The sequence below is a fragment of the Streptomyces sp. NPDC096048 genome (genome assembly GCF_044763415.1).
Taxonomy (GTDB): domain Bacteria; phylum Actinomycetota; class Actinomycetes; order Streptomycetales; family Streptomycetaceae; genus Streptomyces.
Genome location: NZ_JBIWGG010000012.1, coordinates 128,833 through 146,726 on the forward strand (window position 1 = coordinate 128,833; position 17,894 = coordinate 146,726).

General features: G+C 71.0%; 15 protein-coding genes and 5 tRNA genes. 4 read left to right on the top strand and 16 right to left on the bottom strand.

Features of this window, described 5'->3' with window-relative positions:
• Positions 1 to 92: 92 nt before the first annotated feature.
• From ACIQ6R_RS30530 to ACIQ6R_RS30540, 3 genes are all read right to left on the bottom strand, one after another.
• Entirely contained in the window at positions 93 to 1,250 is a 1,158-nt protein-coding gene (locus tag ACIQ6R_RS30530; RefSeq protein ID WP_404224815.1) for a D-alanine--D-alanine ligase family protein, read from the bottom strand.
• A gap of 103 nt (positions 1,251 to 1,353) precedes the next feature.
• Positions 1,354 to 2,364 carry an NAD(P)H-dependent glycerol-3-phosphate dehydrogenase gene (locus tag ACIQ6R_RS30535; RefSeq protein WP_404183188.1) on the bottom strand — a complete coding sequence of 337 codons (1,011 nt, stop codon included), beginning with the start codon at positions 2,362 to 2,364 and terminating at the stop codon, positions 1,354 to 1,356.
• Positions 2,361 to 3,239, bottom strand: coding sequence for a lysophospholipid acyltransferase family protein (locus tag ACIQ6R_RS30540; protein WP_404224817.1), 879 nt, complete (start codon positions 3,237 to 3,239; stop codon positions 2,361 to 2,363). The genes ACIQ6R_RS30535 and ACIQ6R_RS30540 overlap by 4 nt, the downstream gene beginning before the upstream one ends.
• A 143-nt stretch (positions 3,240 to 3,382) precedes the next feature.
• On the opposite strand from ACIQ6R_RS30540, the gene cofC reads away from it, so the two are divergent.
• Both cofC and ACIQ6R_RS30550 read left to right on the top strand, forming a co-directional pair.
• A complete protein-coding gene (cofC, locus tag ACIQ6R_RS30545; RefSeq protein ID WP_404183194.1) occupies positions 3,383 to 4,021 on the top strand; it encodes a 2-phospho-L-lactate guanylyltransferase in 639 nt (212 codons plus the stop codon).
• 9 nt (positions 4,022 to 4,030) lie between these two features.
• Entirely contained in the window at positions 4,031 to 4,234 is a 204-nt protein-coding gene (locus ACIQ6R_RS30550; protein WP_404183197.1) for a hypothetical protein, read from the top strand.
• A 166-nt stretch (positions 4,235 to 4,400) separates the two neighbouring features.
• Here the strand turns inward: ACIQ6R_RS30550 and ACIQ6R_RS30555 are convergent, their stop codons facing one another.
• From ACIQ6R_RS30555 to leuC, 4 genes are all read right to left on the bottom strand, one after another.
• A complete protein-coding gene (locus ACIQ6R_RS30555) occupies positions 4,401 to 5,060 on the bottom strand; it encodes an HU family DNA-binding protein (protein WP_404224818.1) in 660 nt (219 codons plus the stop codon).
• A 137-nt stretch (positions 5,061 to 5,197) separates the two neighbouring features.
• Positions 5,198 to 5,428: a hypothetical protein gene (locus tag ACIQ6R_RS30560; protein WP_121749361.1), complete on the bottom strand. Its 231-nt coding sequence runs from the start codon at positions 5,426 to 5,428 to the stop codon at positions 5,198 to 5,200.
• 276 nt (positions 5,429 to 5,704) lie between these two features.
• Complete coding sequence (gene leuD, locus ACIQ6R_RS30565) at positions 5,705 to 6,298, bottom strand: 3-isopropylmalate dehydratase small subunit (RefSeq protein WP_404224819.1); 594 nt, start codon at positions 6,296 to 6,298, stop codon at positions 5,705 to 5,707.
• Between the two features lie 5 nt (positions 6,299 to 6,303).
• On the bottom strand, positions 6,304 to 7,731 hold the full coding sequence (gene leuC, locus ACIQ6R_RS30570; RefSeq protein ID WP_404183206.1) for a 3-isopropylmalate dehydratase large subunit: 1,428 nt from the start codon (positions 7,729 to 7,731) through the stop codon (positions 6,304 to 6,306).
• A 198-nt stretch (positions 7,732 to 7,929) separates the two neighbouring features.
• Here leuC and ndgR point away from each other — a divergent pair, with 198 nt between their 5' ends.
• Positions 7,930 to 8,646, top strand: a complete 717-nt coding sequence (ndgR, locus tag ACIQ6R_RS30575) for an IclR family transcriptional regulator NdgR (protein ID WP_121749358.1) — start codon at positions 7,930 to 7,932, stop codon at positions 8,644 to 8,646.
• Between the two features lie 647 nt (positions 8,647 to 9,293).
• Here ndgR and ACIQ6R_RS30580 read toward each other — a convergent pair.
• From ACIQ6R_RS30580 to ACIQ6R_RS30620, 9 genes are all read right to left on the bottom strand, one after another.
• Positions 9,294 to 9,366 (bottom strand) — tRNA-Glu (locus ACIQ6R_RS30580).
• 27 nt (positions 9,367 to 9,393) lie between these two features.
• Positions 9,394 to 9,465 (bottom strand) — tRNA-Gln (locus ACIQ6R_RS30585).
• A 20-nt stretch (positions 9,466 to 9,485) separates the two neighbouring features.
• A tRNA-Glu gene (locus ACIQ6R_RS30590) sits at positions 9,486 to 9,558 on the bottom strand.
• Between the two features lie 62 nt (positions 9,559 to 9,620).
• Positions 9,621 to 9,693, bottom strand: a tRNA-Glu gene (locus tag ACIQ6R_RS30595).
• Positions 9,694 to 9,732: 39 nt separating this feature from the next.
• Positions 9,733 to 9,804, bottom strand: a tRNA-Gln gene (locus tag ACIQ6R_RS30600).
• Positions 9,805 to 9,897: 93 nt separating this feature from the next.
• Positions 9,898 to 10,632 (bottom strand): HAD family hydrolase, encoded by a 735-nt coding sequence (locus ACIQ6R_RS30605; RefSeq protein WP_404224821.1) that lies wholly within the window; start codon positions 10,630 to 10,632, stop codon positions 9,898 to 9,900.
• Positions 10,633 to 10,733: 101 nt separating this feature from the next.
• Positions 10,734 to 12,218 carry a glutamate--tRNA ligase gene (gene gltX / locus ACIQ6R_RS30610; protein ID WP_404224823.1) on the bottom strand — a complete coding sequence of 495 codons (1,485 nt, stop codon included), beginning with the start codon at positions 12,216 to 12,218 and terminating at the stop codon, positions 10,734 to 10,736.
• Positions 12,211 to 12,987, bottom strand: a complete 777-nt coding sequence (locus ACIQ6R_RS30615) for a fumarylacetoacetate hydrolase family protein (protein WP_271320535.1) — start codon at positions 12,985 to 12,987, stop codon at positions 12,211 to 12,213. The genes gltX and ACIQ6R_RS30615 overlap by 8 nt, the downstream gene beginning before the upstream one ends.
• Before the next feature lie 172 nt (positions 12,988 to 13,159).
• Positions 13,160 to 13,348, bottom strand: coding sequence for a hypothetical protein (locus ACIQ6R_RS30620; protein ID WP_404183218.1), 189 nt, complete (start codon positions 13,346 to 13,348; stop codon positions 13,160 to 13,162).
• 601 nt (positions 13,349 to 13,949) lie between these two features.
• On the opposite strand from ACIQ6R_RS30620, the gene ACIQ6R_RS30625 reads away from it, so the two are divergent.
• Positions 13,950 to 17,891, top strand: coding sequence for a nitrate- and nitrite sensing domain-containing protein (locus ACIQ6R_RS30625; RefSeq protein ID WP_404224825.1), 3,942 nt, complete (start codon positions 13,950 to 13,952; stop codon positions 17,889 to 17,891).
• Positions 17,892 to 17,894: the final 3 nt, after the last annotated feature.

The window sequence follows — 17,894 nt, forward strand, 5'->3', positions numbered from 1 at the left end:
CGACGGACGGCGGGCCGGGGAAACCCGCTGATCATACTGCGGAAGGCGACCCCCGAGGGGATCGCCTTCCGGTCCGGACGTGCGGCAGGATGTCAGCGCAGTCCCGTGGACCGCCGCAGCGCCGCCTGGACCAGCCGGTCCACCAGTTCCGGGTAGCTCACGCCGCTCGCCTGCCACATCTGCGGGTACATGGAGATCGGCGTGAAGCCGGGCATGGTGTTGATCTCGTTGATCACGAACTCGTCGTCCTCGGTGAGGAAGAAGTCCGCGCGCACCAGGCCCTCGCAGGAGGCCGCGTCGAACGCCTCGACGGCGAGCCGCTGGACCTCGGCGGTCTCCTCGGGCGTGAGCGGGGCGGGCACGATGCCGGGTGTGGAGTCGATGTACTTGGCCTCGAAGTCGTAGTACGCGTGCTCCGAGGGCGGCGGGATCTCGGCGGGGACGGAGGCGCGGGGGCCGTCCTCGAACTCCAGGACCCCGCACTCGATCTCCCGGCCGCGCAGCGCCGCCTCGATGAGGATCTTCGGGTCGTGGCGCCGGGCCTCCTCGATCGCCTCGTCGAGGCCGGAGAGGTCGTCGACCTTGGTGATGCCGATCGAGGAACCCGCGCGCGCGGGCTTCACGAACAGCGGCCAGCCGTGCTCACCGGCGAAGTCCACGATCCTCTCGCGGGCGCCGGAACGGTCCTGCTCCCACTCGCGGGGCCGGATCACCACGTACGGGCCGACCTTCAGCCCGTAGGAGGTGAACACCGCCTTCATGTACTCCTTGTCCTGCCCGACGGCGGAGGCGAGCACGCCCGCTCCGACGTAGGGCACACCGGACAGCTCCAGCAGGCCCTGGAGGGTGCCGTCCTCGCCGTACGGGCCGTGCAGCACGGGGAAGACGACGTCGACCTCACCCAGCGCCTTGGGCACCGAGCCGGTTTCGCTGTAGACGACCTCGCGGCTCGCGGGGTCGACGGGAAGCAGCACGCCGCCCTCGGTCGACTCGGCCAGCTCCTCGACGTCGGGCGTACGGCGGTCGGTGATCGCCATGCGTTCCGGTTCGTCGGCGGTGAGGGCCCAGCGGCCGTCCCTGGTGATGCCGATCGGCAGGACGTCGTACCGCGTCCGGTCGATGGCCGCGAGGACGGCGCCGGCGGTGACCACGGAGATCCCGTGTTCGGAGCTGCGCCCGCCGAACACGACGGCCACACGCGGTTTGCGAGGCGGCTGCTCGGGGCTCTGGGGGAGGTTCTCGGTGCTCATATCGCGTTGAGAGTACCCGCCCGCGGTGCCGCGAGACAGCGTCGGCGGGACCGCGTGGCGCGGGTGGACGCCCGGCTTCCGTGCCGGTGCGGCTCAGCGTCGCTCAGCGTCGTTCGGGCTTCGCGCTGCGCGACATCAGCTCCTTGAGCGCGACCACCGGAGGCTTGCCCTCGTGCACGATGCCGACGACCGTCTCGGTGAGCGGCATGTCGACGCCGTGCCTGCGGGCCAGATCGAGCACCGACTCGCAGGACTTGACGCCCTCGGCGGTCTGCTTGGTGACCGCGATGGTCTCCTGGAGGGTCATGCCCTTGCCGAGGTTGGTGCCGAAGGTGTGGTTGCGGGACAGCGGCGAGGAGCAGGTCGCCACCAGGTCGCCGAGTCCGGCCAGTCCGGAGAAGGTCAGCGGGTCGGCGCCGAGGGCGACACCGAGGCGCGTGGTCTCGGCGAGGCCGCGGGTGATGAGGGAGCCCTTGGCGTTGTCGCCGAGGCCCATGCCGTCCGCGATGCCGACGGCGAGCCCGATCACGTTCTTGACGGCGCCGCCGAGTTCGCAGCCGATGACGTCGGTGTTGGTGTACGGGCGGAAGTACGGCGTGTGGCAGGCGGTCTGGAGGCGCTGGGCGACGGACTCGTCCGGGCAGGCGACCACGGCGGCGGCCGGCATGCGGGCGGCGATCTCCCGGGCCAGGTTGGGTCCGGTGACCACGGCGATGCGCTCGGCGCCGACCTTGGCGACGTCGTCGATCACCTCGCTCATCCGCATCGCGGAGCCGAGTTCGACGCCCTTCATGAGGGACACCAGGATCGTGCCGGGCGCCAGCAGGGGTGCCCAGTCGGCGAGGTTGGAGCGCAGCGTCTGGGAGGGGACCGCGAGGACGGTGAAGTCGGCGTTCCGCGCGGCCTCGGCGGCGTCGGTGGTGGCCCGCAGGCCCGCGGGGAGTTCCACGCCGGGCAGGTAGTCCGGGTTGGTGCGGGTGGAGTTGACGGCGTCGGAGAGTTCGGCGCGGCGCCCCCACAGGGTGACGTCGCACCCCGCGTCGGCGAGGACCATGCCGAAGGCCGTGCCCCACGATCCGGTGCCGAAGACGGCCGCCTTGACCGGGTTGCTCACGTGCTCTGCCCTTCTGCCTGCTGCGACTGCCGGGTCTGTGTCTGCTCGTTCGGCGCCTGGTGGTTCTGTGCCTGCCCGTTCAGCGCCTGCTGATTCTGGGCCTGCCCGTTCAGCGCCTGCTGATTCTGGGCCTGCTGGTTCTGGGCCTGTGTCCGGCGCCGCTGCTCGATCCGCTCCCGGCGCGGGTCGTAGGGGGTCTCGGGCGCCTTCTCGCCGCGGATCTCCTCCAGCTGGCGGGTGACGGCGGCCATGATGACCTCGGTGGCCTCCTTCAGGAGCTCCGTGGTCATCTCCTTGTCGTAGAACCGCGACAGGTCGACCGGCGGCCCCGCCAGCACACGGTGGGTCTTGCGCGGGAGAAGGCTGGGCTTCCTGGAGTACGGCGGCAGCAGTTCGTTGCAGCCCCACTGGGCGACCGGGACCACCGGGCACTTGGTCTGGAGGGCGACGCGTGCGGCACCGGTCTTGGCGGTCATCGGCCAGCCGTCCGGGTCGCGGGTGAGGGTGCCCTCGGGGTAGAAGGCGACGCACTCGCCGCGCTGCACGGCGTCGATCGCGGCCCGGAACGCGCTGAGCGCGTCCGTGCTCTCGCGGTAGACGGGGATCTGTCCGGTGCCCCGCATCGCGGCACCGACGAATCCCTTCTTGAAAAGGCCGCTCTTCGCCAGGAATCGCGGGACGCGCCCGGTGTTGTACTGGTAGTGCGCGTACGCGAAGGGGTCGACGTGCGAATTGTGGTTCACGGCAGTGATAAATCCACCGTCGGCCGGAATGTTCTCCATTCCCCGCCAGTCCCGCTTGATCAGAACCACCAGCGGCGGTTTGCAGATCACCGCGGCGAAGCGGTACCAGAAGCCGATTCTGCGGCGGGGCACGCTGACACCTTTCCTCCAGGGCCTGGGGCCGGACAAGTGTCGCCCCGGGCCGCCCGTCTGTCGAGAACACCGTACGCCCCGGAGAGTGAACCGCCAGGTCCCCCAGGTGACAATGACCGCGACGAGAGAAGGACGGAACGCCCGTGCAGTGGACCTTGGTCGTACCCGTGAAGCCCCTTGCCCGGGCCAAGAGCAGGCTGGCGGACACCGCGGACGGCGGGGTGCGGCCGGACCTCGCGCTGGCGTTCGCCCAGGACACCGTGGCGGCCGCGCTGGCCTGCCCGGCGGTGGCGGATGTGGCGGTAGTCACGGACGACGCGCGGGCCGGACGGGAGCTGGCGGCGCTGGGCGCGAGGATCGTCCCGGACGAGCCGGGCGGCGGCCTGAACGCCGCCCTGGCACACGGCGCGGCCGCCGTACGCGCGGCACGTCCCGAAAGTCCGGTGGCCGCGCTCAACGCCGATCTGCCCGCGCTGCGGCCGGCGGAATTGACGCGGGTCCTGGTGGCGGCCGCGCAATTCCCCCGCGCTTTTCTCCCGGACGCGGCCGGAATCGGAACGACCCTGCTGGCCGCGGCGCCGGGCCGGGAATTGACCCCCGCATTCGGTACGGATTCCCGGGTCCGCCACCGGGCGTCCGGCGCGGTGGAACTGAGCCTCGGCTCGGTGGATTCCGTACGACAGGACGTCGACACCGGCGGCGATCTGCGCATCGCGCTGGCGCTGGGGGTGGGGCCCCGTACGGCCGCGGTGGCGGCGCGGTTGCTGATCGCCGGGCAGTAGGCTGCCGACATGCAGGCGACCGCATACACGTACGACCCCGAAAGCCGCTGCGGGCAGGTGCTGCTCGACGACGGCACTCCCGTGCCCTTCGACGCGGCGGCGTTCGACGCGGGGGGCCTGAGACTGCTGCGGCCCGGACAGCGGGTGCGGATCGAGAGCGAGGGCGCGGGCGCCGAGCGCCGGATCACGCTGGTGACGCTCCAGACGTTCTGAGCGTGCCGCTCCGCGGGCTCCCCTGCTCCCCTGCTCCGCCTGCTCCGCCGGGACCTGTGGGACCTACGGGCCCCGAACACGCCGCGGGCCGGACTCCGAGAGGGAGTCCGGCCCGGCGCGTGAGTGCCCCTGTGCCCGGTCGCCTGCTGCTACCTGCTGCTACCTGCTACTTCTTGCGGGCGGTGGCCTTCTTGGCGGTGGTCTTGCGGGCGGTCGACTTCTTGGCCGGGGCCTTCTTGGCGGTCGCCTTCTTCGCGGGGGCATTCTTGGCCGTGGTCTTCTTCGCCGCCGCCGTGGTGGTCTTGGCGGTGGACTTCTTGGCGGGGGCCTTCTTCGCCGTCGCCGTCTTCGCCGCGCCGGCGGTCTTCTTCGCGGTCGTCTTCTTCGCCGTCGCGGTCGTCTTCTTGGCCGCGCCCGTGGCCTTCTTGGCGGCGCCCGTGGCCTTCTTGGCGGCGGCCTTCTTGCCCGCGGCCTTGGAGATGGTGGGCGGCGGGCCGGACAGGCTGCCCTTCGGGGCCTTCTTGACCGCGATGTCGTTCTTCGGGAGCTTCTTCGAGCCGCTCACCAGGTCCTTGAAGCCCTGGCCCGCGCGGAAGCGCGGCACGGAGGTCTTCTTGACCCGAACCCGCTCGCCCGTCTGAGGGTTGCGGGCGTAGCGGGCCGGGCGGTCGACCTTCTCGAAGGAACCGAAGCCGGTGACCGAGACCCGGTCGCCCGAGACCACTGCACGGACGAGGGCGTCCAGGACCGCGTCGACAGCGTCGGCGGCCTGCTGCCGGCCGCCCAGCTTGTCGGCAATCGCTTCTACGAGCTGCGCCTTGTTCACGTCTTCCCCTTCGGAGACATCGCCAGAACGAATGTGTTCAAGCTTTTTCGCACGTTAGGCAGATATATACCGCAAATCAAACACGAAACGGGCTAATCACCCTTGTGCCGCAACGGACTCGGGCGGTCCCGGCCTGTTCAGCCTTCCTCTTCGGGGAATCGACCCTCGTCGAGGTCGGCGGTGAACCGATCCAGGCGCCTTGCCGCACCGGCGAGATCGTGTTTGGCCGCGGCCGTAATGACCAGCAGCTTCCGGGTCAGCGCCATCCGTACGCCCTCCGGGACTTGCAGTGCGCGCACTCTTGTGTGCGCTTCCTTGAGCCGGACCGCGACCGCCGTATAGAGCTCGAGTTGGCCGTCGTGTTCCATGCACAGATTGTGCCATCTGGGGCGAGTTGTCGCCTGCGCAGGGGGCAACTGCGGCCTCGAACGGCCTTCCGAGCACACCGAGAAGCCGCGCCTCCGGGACTCGCGTACCCCGGCAACCACGCCTCTAACGTGGGAAGTTGAGCGACTCAACCGTGCCCCGCACGCGCGACCGGGAGCAGAAACGGCTGTACCCCCGATCGGGCCGATCGGGGGTACAGCCGGGGTGTTGGGTGGCCGAAACTCGACCTTGCGGGGGCCTCCGAGGAAGCCCCGCGGTCAGACCTGGAGGGTCTGCGGCTTGAACGACGGGCGCTTCGCCTCGTACGTGGAGATGGCCGCCTCGTTCTGGAGGGTGATCGAGATGTCGTCCAGACCGTTCAGCAGCCGCCAGCGGGAGTTCTCGTCCAGCTCGAAGGAGGCGGTGATGCCCTCCGCGCGGACCTCACGGGACTGGAGGTCGACCGTGACCTCGGCCTGCGGGTCGTTCTCCGTCAGCTCCCACAGGGCGTCCACGATCTTCTGGTCGAGGACCACCGTGAGCAGGCCGTTCTTCAGCGAGTTACCGCGGAAGATGTCGGCGAAGCGGGAGGAGATCACGGTCTTGAAGCCGTAGTTCTGCAGCGCCCAGACGGCGTGCTCACGGGAGGAGCCGGTGCCGAAGTCGGGGCCGGCGACCAGGACCGTGGCGCCCTCGCGCTCGGGCCGGTTGAGCACGAACTGCGGGTCCTTGCGCCAGGCCTCGAACAGCCCGTCCTCGAACCCGTCCCGCGTCACCTTCTTGAGCCAGTGGGCGGGGATGATCTGGTCGGTGTCGACGTTGCTGCGCCGCAGCGGGACGGCCCGGCCGGTGTGCGTGGTGAATGCTTCCATGACTCTCAGACTCCAGCGGGCGTGGGGACGTCGGCGGACAGGTCGGCCGGGGAGGCCAGGTGGCCCAGGACCGCCGTCGCGGCCGCGACCTGCGGCGACACCAGATGGGTACGGCCGCCCTTGCCCTGCCGCCCCTCGAAGTTGCGGTTGGAGGTGGACGCGGAGCGCTCACCCGGGGCCAGCTGGTCCGGGTTCATGCCCAGGCACATCGAGCAGCCCGCGTGCCGCCATTCGGCGCCGGCCTCCTTGAAGACCACGTCCAGGCCCTCGGAGACGGCCTGGAGACCCACCCGCGCGGAGCCGGGGACGACCAGCATCCGTACGCCGTCGGCGACTTTGCGGTCCCGCACGATCTCGGCGGCGGCGCGCAGGTCCTCGATGCGGCCGTTGGTGCAGGAACCTACGAAGACGGTGTCCACCTTGATGGAGCGCAGCGGCTGCCCGGCCTCCAACCCCATGTACTCCAGGGCCTTTTCGGCGGCGAAGCGCTCCGAAGCGTCTTCGTACGAAGCCGGGTCGGGGACGGTGGCGGACAGCGGCGAACCCTGGCCCGGGTTGGTGCCCCAGGTGACGAACGGCGCCAGCTCGGCGGCCTCGATGACCACCTCGGCGTCGAACTCGGCGTCGTCGTCCGTGCGCAGCGTCTTCCAGTACTCCACCGCCGCGTCCCAGTCCGCACCCTCGGGGGCGTGCGGGCGGCCCTGGAGGTAGGCGAAGGTGGTCCCGTCGGGGGCGATCATGCCCGCGCGAGCGCCGGCCTCGATCGACATGTTGCAGATGGTCATCCGGGCCTCCATCGAGAGCTTCTCGATGGCCTCGCCCCGGTACTCCAGGACGTAGCCCTGGCCGCCGCCGGTACCGATCTTCGCGATGATCGCCAGGATCAGGTCCTTGGCCGTGACGCCGTCGGGCAGTTCGCCGTTGACGGTGATCGCCATGGTCTTCGGACGGGCCATGGGCAGCGTCTGGGTGGCCAGCACGTGCTCGACCTGGGAGGTGCCGATGCCGAACGCCAGCGCGCCGAAGGCACCGTGCGTGGAGGTGTGCGAGTCGCCGCAGACCACGGTGGTGCCGGGCTGGGTCAGTCCCAGCTGCGGGCCGACGACGTGCACGACGCCCTGCTCGACGTCGCCCAGCGGGTGCAGCCGGACGCCGAAGTCCGCGCAGTTCTTGCGCAGCGTCTCCAGCTGGACCCGGGAGACCGGGTCGGCGATGGGCTTGTCGATGTCGAGCGTCGGGGTGTTGTGGTCCTCGGTGGCGATGGTCAGGTCGAGCCGTCGCACGGGGCGGCCGCTCTTGCGGAGGCCGTCGAAGGCCTGCGGGCTGGTCACCTCGTGCAGCAGGTGCAGATCGATGAAGAGGAGGTCGGGCTCGCCCTCGGCGCGCCGGACGACGTGGTCGTCCCAGACCTTCTCCGCGAGTGTCCTACCCATCGCTTTCCCTCCGGCCGGCGACGAGGCGCCGACCCAACTAGAGATCTTGGGGAAGCGGCTGCCCTCACCCCTGTGTTTCCGGGCAACCGCCACCAGGCCCACTCGTCACGGGCCGTTGTGACTTCCTGCCATCAAGAGTGGCGGGTTCCATGGAAAATTGAACTTGCGTTTCACAGAGTGAGACGGGAGTATCGTTTCATGGACAACAGTAGCGGCGTCGGCGTTCTGGACAAGGCGGCCCTCGTCCTGAGCGCTCTGGAGTCCGGCCCGGCCACCCTCGCGGGATTGGTCGGTGCGACCGGACTGGCACGACCCACGGCCCACCGCCTGGCCGTGGCGCTGGAGCACCACCGTATGGTGGCGCGCGACATGCAGGGCCGTTTCATTCTCGGCCCGCGCCTGGCCGAACTGGCCGCGGCGGCGGGCGAGGACCGCCTGCTCGCCACGGCGGGCCCGGTCCTCACCCACCTGCGCGACGTCACGGGCGAGAGCGCCCAGCTCTACCGCCGCCAGGGCGACATGCGCATCTGCGTGGCCGCGGCCGAGCGCCTTTCGGGCCTGCGGGACACGGTCCCGGTCGGCTCCACGCTCACAATGAAGGCCGGCTCCTCGGCGCAGATCCTCATGGCCTGGGAGGAGCCCGAGCGCCTCCACCGCGGACTGCAGGGCGCCCGCTTCACGGCGACGGCGCTGTCCGGGGTACGCCGCCGCGGCTGGGCCCAGTCCATCGGCGAGCGGGAGCCGGGCGTGGCGTCCGTCTCCGCGCCCGTGCGCGGCCCCTCCAACCGCGTGGTGGCCGCCGTGTCCGTCTCCGGCCCGATCGAGCGCCTGACGCGCCACCCGGGCCGCATGCACGCCCAGGCCATCATCGACGCCGCCGGCCGCCTCTCGGAGGCGCTGCGCCGCACGGGCTGACCGCGCCCACACCTCGGTACGTCACCGGGAACGGGCCTGCCTCAACGCCGCGGCGGGCCCTCCCCCATGCCCTCAGGCCTCCCCGGACGCCGCCCGCTCCCCCGAGCGGTACGCGAGCCGGCCCCCGGCCCGCTCGCCCCGCCGCTCCGGCGGCACCTGCCCCGCGCCGCCGCCGGCCCGAAGGCCGGCATGGCCGCGTAGATCGACTCGTACGACCCCTCGGACACCAGGTACGCCGCGTGCCGCGCGGGCCGAGGCGGGCCGGCCGCTGGAGCTGCTCGGCCGGGAGGCCTCCCGGGAGTTGGCCTCCCTCTCCCCCGGACACCGTTCGCCGGCGACGGCGGTGGCCGCGCCGAGGCGGCTGGACTACCCCTGGGACGCCGAACTGTTGGCTCCGTACGCCGAGTTGATGATCGAGGTGGCCCGGCGGGACCTGGACTTCATGGCAACCCACGGCTCGGAGGCGGAGAAGGCCCGGCTCGGAGGCGGAGAAGGCCGAGACGGCGGTCGCGTCGGCGGTGATCTTCCGGCCGGTACCCCCCGGCGCTGCACCGGCCGGCGCAGGAGGAGGAGTCGGCGCGGCGCTACGGCATCGAGTGAACGCCGAAGGGGGCTCCCGCCTGAGCGGGAGCCCCCTTGGGCTCATGTACCCCCGACCGGATTCGAACCGGCGCTACCGCCTTGAGAGGGCGGCGTGCTAGGCCGCTACACAACGGGGGCGAGGAACTGCGTTTCCGCAGATCCGAGCTGGTCTACCAGGACTCGAACCTAGACTAACTGAACCAGAATCAGTCGTGCTGCCAATTACACCATAGACCAATGTGGTTTAGACCAGTTCGTACCCCCGACCGGATTCGAACCGGCGCTACCGCCTTGAGAGGGCGGCGTGCTAGGCCGCTACACAACGGGGGCCCTAGCGATCCTGCGTCAGCGACGGCGGGAGCTACCCTGACCGTCCCCGCGGGAAGGATCTGTACCCCCGACCGGATTCGAACCGGCGCTACCGCCTTGAGAGGGCGGCGTGCTAGGCCGCTACACAACGGGGGCCTTGCGGATGATCTCCGCGGCGCAGATAAGCTCTGCGAGCTGGCCTACCAGGACTCGAACCTAGACTAACTGAACCAGAATCAGTCGTGCTGCCAATTACACCATAGGCCACTGGAACGCAAGCCCCGGGGGGGATCTTGTTCTAGCGTTGCGCTTCCGGTTCCCGGCCTTTTCGGCCCGCTCACCGGCGGCGCAGGAAGAACATTACCCGAAGGTGGACGGGGCTCCAAAACGGGTATCGGCGCCGAGGAGCGCGGGGAGTTCGGAGAGCGAGGCGATACGGCGGGGCCCGACGGGCGGATCGACGGTCGCGTACACGCCGCCGCGGTCGATCCACACCGACAGCAGCCCGGCGTCGGCGGCGCCGCGTCCGTCGATCTCCGGGTGGTCGCCGACGTAGGCCACCTCCGGCGGGGCGAGACCGAGGGCGTCGCAGGCCGCCAGGAAGGCACCGGGCTCCGGCTTGGAGACGCCCAGCTCCGCGGCGCACAGGATGGCCTCGAAGCGGTCGTGCACGCCGAGGACGCGCAGTTTGCGGTCCTGGACCGTGAGGCTGGAGTTGGAGAGCACCGCGTGCCGGTGACTGGCGGCGAGGGCGTCCAGGACGGGCAGGACGTCCGGGAACAGGGACCAGGCGGCCTCGTAGTGCGTGACGTACCGCTGGAACCAGTCGTCGGCCTCGGCGTCCGTCAGCCCGGGCCTGCCCAGGAAGACCCGGGTTCGGTCGCGGCGCTGTGTGACGAAGTCGACCTCGCCGGCCGCGAACCGGGTCCACTGCTGGTCGGTGATCTCCCGCCAGCGCACGAGGGCCTCCTCGGCCGTGCCGTACCCGGCGAGGAGCCCTTCGGCCACCAGATGGGCGCGCATGCCCTCGCGGTCGGCGGTGGTGTAGTCGAAGAGGGTGTCGTCGACGTCCCAGACCACGGCGCGAATGCTCATGATCCGACGGTAACGCCGCCGGTCCCGCCGTGTCCGGCCGTACGACGCGGGGGCGGCCCCCGGAAGTCCGGGAGCCGCCCCTCGGTCGCGGGTACGTGCGCTCAGGCCGCGAGCCTCGCCAGCGCCGCGTCGATCCGGGCCAGCGCCTTCTGTCTGCCCAGGACCTCCAGGGACTCGAAGAGGGGCAGGCCGACCGTGCGGCCGGTGACGGCGACGCGGACGGGGGCCTGGGCCTTGCCGAGCTTGAGGCCGTGGGCCTCGCCCGCGGCCAGGACGGCCTCCTTGAGGGACTCGGGGGACGTCCAGTCGGCCGCGTCCAGCTTCTCGCGGGCGGTGCGCAGCAGGGCGTCCGAGCCCTCCTTCATCGCCTTGGTCCAGCTCGCCTCGTCGAAGACCGGCTCCGGCAGGAACAGGAAGTCGACGTTGTCCGTGATCTCGGCAAGGACCTTCAGGCGGGTCTGCGCGTGCGGCGCGATCGCCTGCCACTTGGTCTCGTCGAAGTCCTCGGGCGCCCAGGGGGCGACGGGAGCCTTCAGCCACGGGCGGCAGCGCTCGGTGAAGTCCTTCACCTCGAGCATGCGGATGTGGTCGCCGTTGATCGCCTCGCACTTCTTGAGGTCGAAGCGGGCCGGGTTGGGCTGGACGTCGGAGACGTCGAAGGCCGCGACCATCTCCTCGATCGTGAAGATGTCCTGGTCGGCGGAGAGGGACCAGCCGAGCAGGGAGAGGTAGTTGAGCAGGCCCTCGGGGAGGAAGCCGCGCTCGCGGTAGAGGTTGAGGCTCGACTGCGGGTCGCGCTTGGAGAGCTTCTTGTTGCCCTCGCCCATGACGTACGGCAGGTGGCCGAAGGCGGGGGTCTCCTTGGCGATGCCCAGCTCGGTCAGCGCCTTGTACAGGGCGATCTGGCGCGGGGTGGAGGAGAGCAGGTCCTCGCCGCGCAGGACGTGGGTGATCTCCATCAGGGCGTCGTCGACCGGGTTGACGAGCGTGTAGAGCGGGGCGCCGTTCGCGCGGACGATGCCGTAGTCCGGGACGTTCTCGGGGAGGTAGGTGATCTCGCCGCGGACCAGGTCCGTGAAGGTGATCGGCTCGTCGGGCATCCGGAAGCGGACGATGGGCTCGCGGCCCCGCGCCTTGTACTCCTCGACCTGGGCGTCGCTCAGGTCGCGGCAGTGGCCGTCGTAGCCGGAGGGCTTGCCGGCGGCGCGGGCGGCCTCGCGGCGGGTGTCCAGCTCGTCCTGGGAGCAGTAGCAGCGGTAGGCGTGGCCGGCGTCCAGGAGCTTCTGTGCGACATCCTTGTAGATGTCCATGCGCTGCGACTGGCGGTACGGCGCGTGCGGGCCGCCGACCTCGGGGCCCTCGTCCCAGTCGAAGCCCAGCCAGCGCATCGAGTCCAGGAGCTGCTGGTACGACTCCTCGGAGTCCCGGGCCGCGTCGGTGTCCTCGATGCGGAAGACCAGAGTGCCCTGGTGGTGCCGGGCGAACGCCCAGTTGAACAGGGCGGTGCGGACCAGGCCCACGTGCGGGTTACCGGTGGGGGACGGACAGAAACGGACGCGTACGGGGGAGCCGGATGCGCTAGCCACGCTTGACAACCTTGTTGGTGAGAGTGCCGATGCCTTCGATGGTGACGGCGACCTCGTCGCCGACGTTGAGGGGGCCGACGCCGGCCGGGGTGCCCGTGAGAATCACGTCGCCGGGAAGCAGCGTCATCGCCTCGGAGATGTTGACGATCAGATCCTCGATCGAGTGGATCATCTCGCTGGTGCGGCCGAGCTGCCGCTGGCCGCCGTTGACCGTGAGCTGGATGGTCAGGTCGGCCGGGTCCAGGTCGGTCTCCACCCAGGGGCCCAGCGGGCAGGCCGAGTCGAAGCCCTTGGCCCGGGCCCACTGCTTCTCGCGGCGCTGCACGTCGCGGGCGGTGACGTCGTTGGCGCAGGTGTAGCCGAAGATCACGTCCTTGACGCGTTCGCGCGGGACCTCGCGGCACATGCGGCCGATGACGACGGCAAGCTCGGCCTCGTGGTGCAGTTCCTCGGAGAAGGAGGGGTACTGGATCGCGTCGCCGGGGCCGATGACCGAGGTGGACGGCTTGAAGAAGGCGAACGGGGCGTCGGGCACCTCGTTGCCGAGTTCGCGGGCGTGCTCGGCGTAGTTGCGGCCGAAGGCGACGACCTTGTTGGGGAGGACGGGCGGCAGCAGCCGCACCTTGCTCAGGGGCACCTTGGTGCCGGAGAGCTCGAAGTCCGCGAACGGGATGCCCTTGATGATGTCGAGGACGAGCTGGTCCGGCTGGTCGCCCTCGACCGCGCCGAAGGCGACGTTCCCGTCGATGGAGAACCTGGCGATGCGCACGGGTTGCTTGGCCCCTTGCTGAGCTGGCTGGAGTATGACGCTCCAGGCTAACGCGGCAAGGCAGGGGGCGCCGCGCGCATTGCGTGCCGTGGCCCCGGGGACGGCGGTTCGTGAGCGCGGGCGCCCGTGTGCCCGGACGGCCGCCCTGAACGTCCGGCGGCCGGGTGACGTACTACTCTGCGACGGAGGCCGCGACGGGGATCTCCATGAGCGTCGTACGCCGGGGGTTGGCGGTCTGGGCGGGGAGCTCGACGGCATGCTCCGGCTGCTCCGGCGTCCGCAGGTCGTCGACGCCGTCGAGGTGCGCCAGCGTCGTGCGTCGCGGGTTGGCGATCTTGTGGAACATCATCGTCGTCTTCACGGTTGTACGAGACCCTGTCGTGTCCGGGCGCCGGAGGGCTGCAAGAACCCTTGCGAGGGCGCGGGTTGTCGGTTTTGCCTTCTCTGTAAAGCGTCAGGCTAAACATGCGATTCCCCGCCAACCCGAGCGAGACCCCTGATCTGCATGTGAGTTTGCTCACTTATCAAGGGTCAAACCGGTCAATTCAGGCTCGCGCAACACCGCGACGAAAGCGACATTGCCCACCTGAACCCACCATTCCGCTCCTGATCATGTCGACTGGGACACCTTCCGGGCACTGACGACTCGCGGACATACGTCCGTTTTGCGGGTGATCACTTTCTACGTCCGGTGACTCGTCCCTCACGTGCTGTCACCTATGTCACGGGGTGACCCATGGGCCTTGTTGGAGATCCTGCACTGTGCTGGAATTCCACGGACCGCTGCGGGATCGAACCGGCGCACAGGGGGCGCACACCAGCGCCGAGCGGCGGCGAGATGGGGGAACCAGCGCCGGTCACTCACGACCGCCACGGGGGCGTATTCAGGGCGCCCCTATGACGCCGACACCGTGCCCGTCCGTTCACGCGGAGGGGCGCCTGGTCCAGAGGTTGCGACGCTAGTGCAGGGACGTTTCAAGAGGGATGGCAGCGCTTCGGCGGAGCCGGAGCCGCAGCACGGCGGGACTGGCCCCAAGGCCGTCAGCTCCTCGCCCCAGCACGCCCAGAACCCGGGCCAGGCCCAGTCCGGCGACAACGGCGACCGCTCCGGTCAGGCCGGGACGTCGTCCGCCGCCGGCCAGAAGCCGCCCGCGAAGCCGGCCAAGGGCTCGACCGGCCCCGGCCCGCGAATAGCCCTGCGCAACTGGCGGATCTCCACCCGTCTGGTGTCGCTGCTCGCGCTCCCGGTGGTCGCGGCCACCTCGCTGGGCGCGCTGCGCATCAACCAGTCGATGGACGACATCCAGCAGCTCGACAACATGAAGCTGCTGACCGAGATGACCAAGCAGGCCACCGAGCTGGCCGCCGCGCTCCAGGAGGAGCGCGACCAGTCCGCCGGTCCCCTGGCGCACGGCTCGACCTCCAGCGCGATCGCGGTCAAGGGCGACCGGGAGAAGACCGACCGGGCCCTGAAGAACTTCCTCGACAGCTCCGAGGAGATCGACGCCGCCAGCAAGGACGGCAACCTCGTCGGCGTCCGCGACAGCCTCGTCGGCCTCGCCAGCGACCTGAACGACCTGAACAAGATCCGCGGCACCGCCTACAAGGCCAAGGAGAACTCGACCCAGACCGTCGAGGCCTACCACCGCCTGATCACCCACCTGCTCGACCTCTCGCAGGACATGGCGGAGGCGACCAGCAACCCCGACATGATCCAGCGCACGCGCGCCCTGTCGGCCTTCTCCTCGGCCAAGGAGTACGCGTCGATCCAGCGCGCGGTCCTCGCGGCGGCGCTCCCCGCGAACACCACGAGCAAGGGCAACCTCTCCGAGAACGACCGGCTCTACGCCCAGTCGGCGCTGCAGAGCCAGACGTCCGAGATCCGCAGCTTCACCAGCATCTACGGCGACGGCGCCGAGGAACTCCTCAAGCCGATCTCCGAGGGCAACCCGGTGATCGAGACGTCCGACCAGTACGCCGGCCGCGCCCTCGGCCAGGTCAACGGCCTGGCCGACCTGAAGACCAGGTCGTACCAGGACTGGCTGGACGACAGCTCCACCAAGATCCAGCAGATGAAGAACATCGAGCTGAAGCTGCTGGAGGACATGGAGCAGCAGGCCCGCGAGCTGCGCAACGAGTCCGAGCAAGAGGCCATCATCTCGGGTGTCCTGATCCTGCTCGTGCTCGGTGTCTCCCTGGTCGGCGCGTTCGTCGTGGCCCGGTCCATGATCCGGTCGCTGCGCCGCCTGGAGGACACGGCGACCAAGGTCGCCCAGGACCGCCTGCCCGAACTGGTCAAGCAGCTCTCCGAGACCGACCCGCAGGACGTCGACACCTCGGTGGAGTCGGTCGGCGTGCACTCCCGGGACGAGATCGGCCGAGTGGCCGCGGCCTTCGACGACGTGCACCGCGAGGCGGTCCGCCTCGCCGCCGAGCAGGCCCTGCTGCGGGGCAACGTCAACGCGATGTTCACCAACCTCTCGCGCCGCTCCCAGGGTCTTATCCAGCGCCAGCTGTCGCTGATCTCCGAACTGGAGTCCCGCGAGGCCGACCCGGACCAGCTGTCCTCGCTCTTCAAGCTCGACCACCTCGCGACGCGCATGCGCCGTAACGGTGAGAACCTCCTCGTCCTCGCCGGTGAGGAGCCCGGCCGCCGCTGGACCCGTCCGGTCCCGCTGGTCGACGTGCTCCGCGCCGCCGCCTCCGAGGTGGAGCAGTACGAGCGCATCGAGCTGGCCTCGGTGCCGACCACCGAGGTCGCCGGCCGCGTGGTCAACGACCTCGTGCACCTGCTCGCCGAGCTGCTGGAGAACGCGACCTCGTTCTCCTCCCCGCAGACCAAGGTCAAGGTCACCGGTCACGCGCTGCCCGACGGCCGCGTGCTGATCGAGATCCACGACACCGGCATCGGCCTCTCCCCCGAGGACCTCGCCGCGATCAACGAGCGGCTCGCCTCGCCGCCCACCGTGGACGTCTCCGTCTCCCGCCGCATGGGTCTGTTCGTGGTCGGCCGCCTCTCGCAGCGCCACGGCATCCGCATCCAGCTGCGCCCGTCCGACTCCGGTGGTACGACCGCGCTGGTCATGCTGCCCGTCGACGTCGCCCAGGGCGGCCGCAAGCCGCAGCCCAAGCAGGGACAGCCCGCCACGGGCAACGGCGGTCCCGCCGCCGCGCAGGCCGCGGCCGGTGTCGCGGCGGCCCGGCGTGGTGGTGGCCAGGGCGGTGCCTTCGGCGGTGGTGGCGGTGCCCTCGGCGCCGGTGCGCCGGGCGGCGGCCGGCTCGGTGCCGGTCAGGGGCCGCGTGCCGCACTGCCCGGGCGGGACGCGGGCGGTCGCCCGGGTGCGCCGGGCGGCGCGCGCGGGCCGCAGTCCCCGACGGGACCGAACCAGCAGAACCGCCCGGCTCCGGCCGGCGCGGGAGCCGGTGCCGGCGCCGGTCAGGCGCCCGGTGCTCCGCAGGGCATGCAGGCCGCGGGCATGAACGCACCCCAGGGCAACGCGCCGCAGGGCGGCCAGGATGCCTTCGGCGGCGGACGCGCCCCCTCCGCGCCCCCGCAGCGCGGCAAGCGCCGCGGCAAGGGGAACGGCGACGCCGAGCAGGGCCGCCCGCAGCTGCCGCCGCGCGGCGGTCCGCGGGCCGAGCTGCCCGGCGGCAACCCGCAGCCCCGCACGCCCAGCTGGAGCGACGAGAACGCGCAGCCGCCCGTGCCGCGCCCCTCGCTGGACGCCCCGCGCGGCCACGAGGAGCCGGGCAGCTCGCGTACGGACCGCACGCCGCGCTTCGACGACCGGCAGGGCCCGGGCTCGACCACCGAGATGCCGGCGGTCCCCCGGCTCGGCGAGTCCCAGGGCCCCGGCGCCACGGCCGAGTTCGCCCGCCCGGACTTCGACGCCCCGGCACCTCGCCGGGACGACCCGCAGAACACGGGGCGCTTCGCCCAGACGGGCCAGAACCAGCCCGGTCAGAACCAGGCGGGCCAGAACCAGGCCGGCCAGAACCAGTACAGCCAGGACCAGTACAGCCAGGACCAGTACGGCCAGGACCAGTACGGCCAGGGCGAAACGCACGGCGCCCCGCAGAACGACCAGTTCGCGCGGTCCGAGCCGGCCGCCCCGCAGCAGAACGGCGGATCCTTCGTCCGCTCGGACGTCTTCGGCGGTCAGCCCGGTCAGCCGGGCCCGACCGGCCCGGCCTCGACGGGACCGTTCACCGGCGCCCAGGGCTTCGACAACGGCTCGACCGGGCAGCACCGCCTGCCGGAGCGCCAGAACCCGGCCCCCACCGGCCAGTTCGAGCGCCCGCAGGTCAACGGCGCGCACGGCGGGAACGACTTCGGCGCCCCGCAGCAGCGTCCGGCCCACCAGGAGCCCGCGGACGGGAACGCCAACGGGAACCTCAACGGCACCGCCGCGCAGCGGCCGAGCGACGGATGGGCCCTGCCCCCCGCCTCCGGTCCCGGTGACGGACGTACGCCGCTGTACGACACGCTGGAGACCAACTGGTTCCACGGCGACCGCGAGGCGAGGGCCCAGCAGGGCCCCCCGGCCGCGGCCCCGGAGCCGCAGGCCCCCCAGCCCCAGACCCCGGCGGCCCCCCAACGGCCCGCCACCTCCTCCTGGCGCAGCTCGCCGAACGACGACCTCGTCCGGCAGGCCGAGCGCGTCCGGCAGCCGGCGGCCGGCGGGATCACCACATCCGGCCTGCCGCGCCGGGTGCCCAGGGCCAACCTGGTCCCGGGCACGGCTCAGCAGCAGTCGCACCAGAACGGTCCGCAGGTATCACGTGCGCCCGACGAGGTGCGCGGCCGGCTGACCAATCTCCGTCGGGGAATCGCACAGGGCCGTCAGGCCGGTACCAACCAGACCGGCAGCTATCCGCGGCCCACTCACCAGCAGGAGCGTTAGTTG

Excerpts from the sequence above, each read along its gene's own strand:
- ACIQ6R_RS30530 (WP_404224815.1), bottom strand. The coding sequence starts at position 1,250 with ATGAGCACCGAGAACCTCCCCCAGAGCCCCGAGCAGCCGCCTCGCAAA.
- ACIQ6R_RS30550 (WP_404183197.1), top strand. The coding sequence starts at position 4,031 with ATGCAGGCGACCGCATACACGTACGACCCCGAAAGCCGCTGCGGGCAG.
- ACIQ6R_RS30560 (WP_121749361.1), bottom strand. The coding sequence starts at position 5,428 with ATGGAACACGACGGCCAACTCGAGCTCTATACGGCGGTCGCGGTCCGG.
- leuD (WP_404224819.1), bottom strand. The coding sequence starts at position 6,298 with ATGGAAGCATTCACCACGCACACCGGCCGGGCCGTCCCGCTGCGGCGC.
- leuC (WP_404183206.1), bottom strand. The coding sequence starts at position 7,731 with ATGGGTAGGACACTCGCGGAGAAGGTCTGGGACGACCACGTCGTCCGG.
- ndgR (WP_121749358.1), top strand. The coding sequence starts at position 7,930 with ATGGACAACAGTAGCGGCGTCGGCGTTCTGGACAAGGCGGCCCTCGTC.
- ACIQ6R_RS30605 (WP_404224821.1), bottom strand. The coding sequence starts at position 10,632 with ATGAGCATTCGCGCCGTGGTCTGGGACGTCGACGACACCCTCTTCGAC.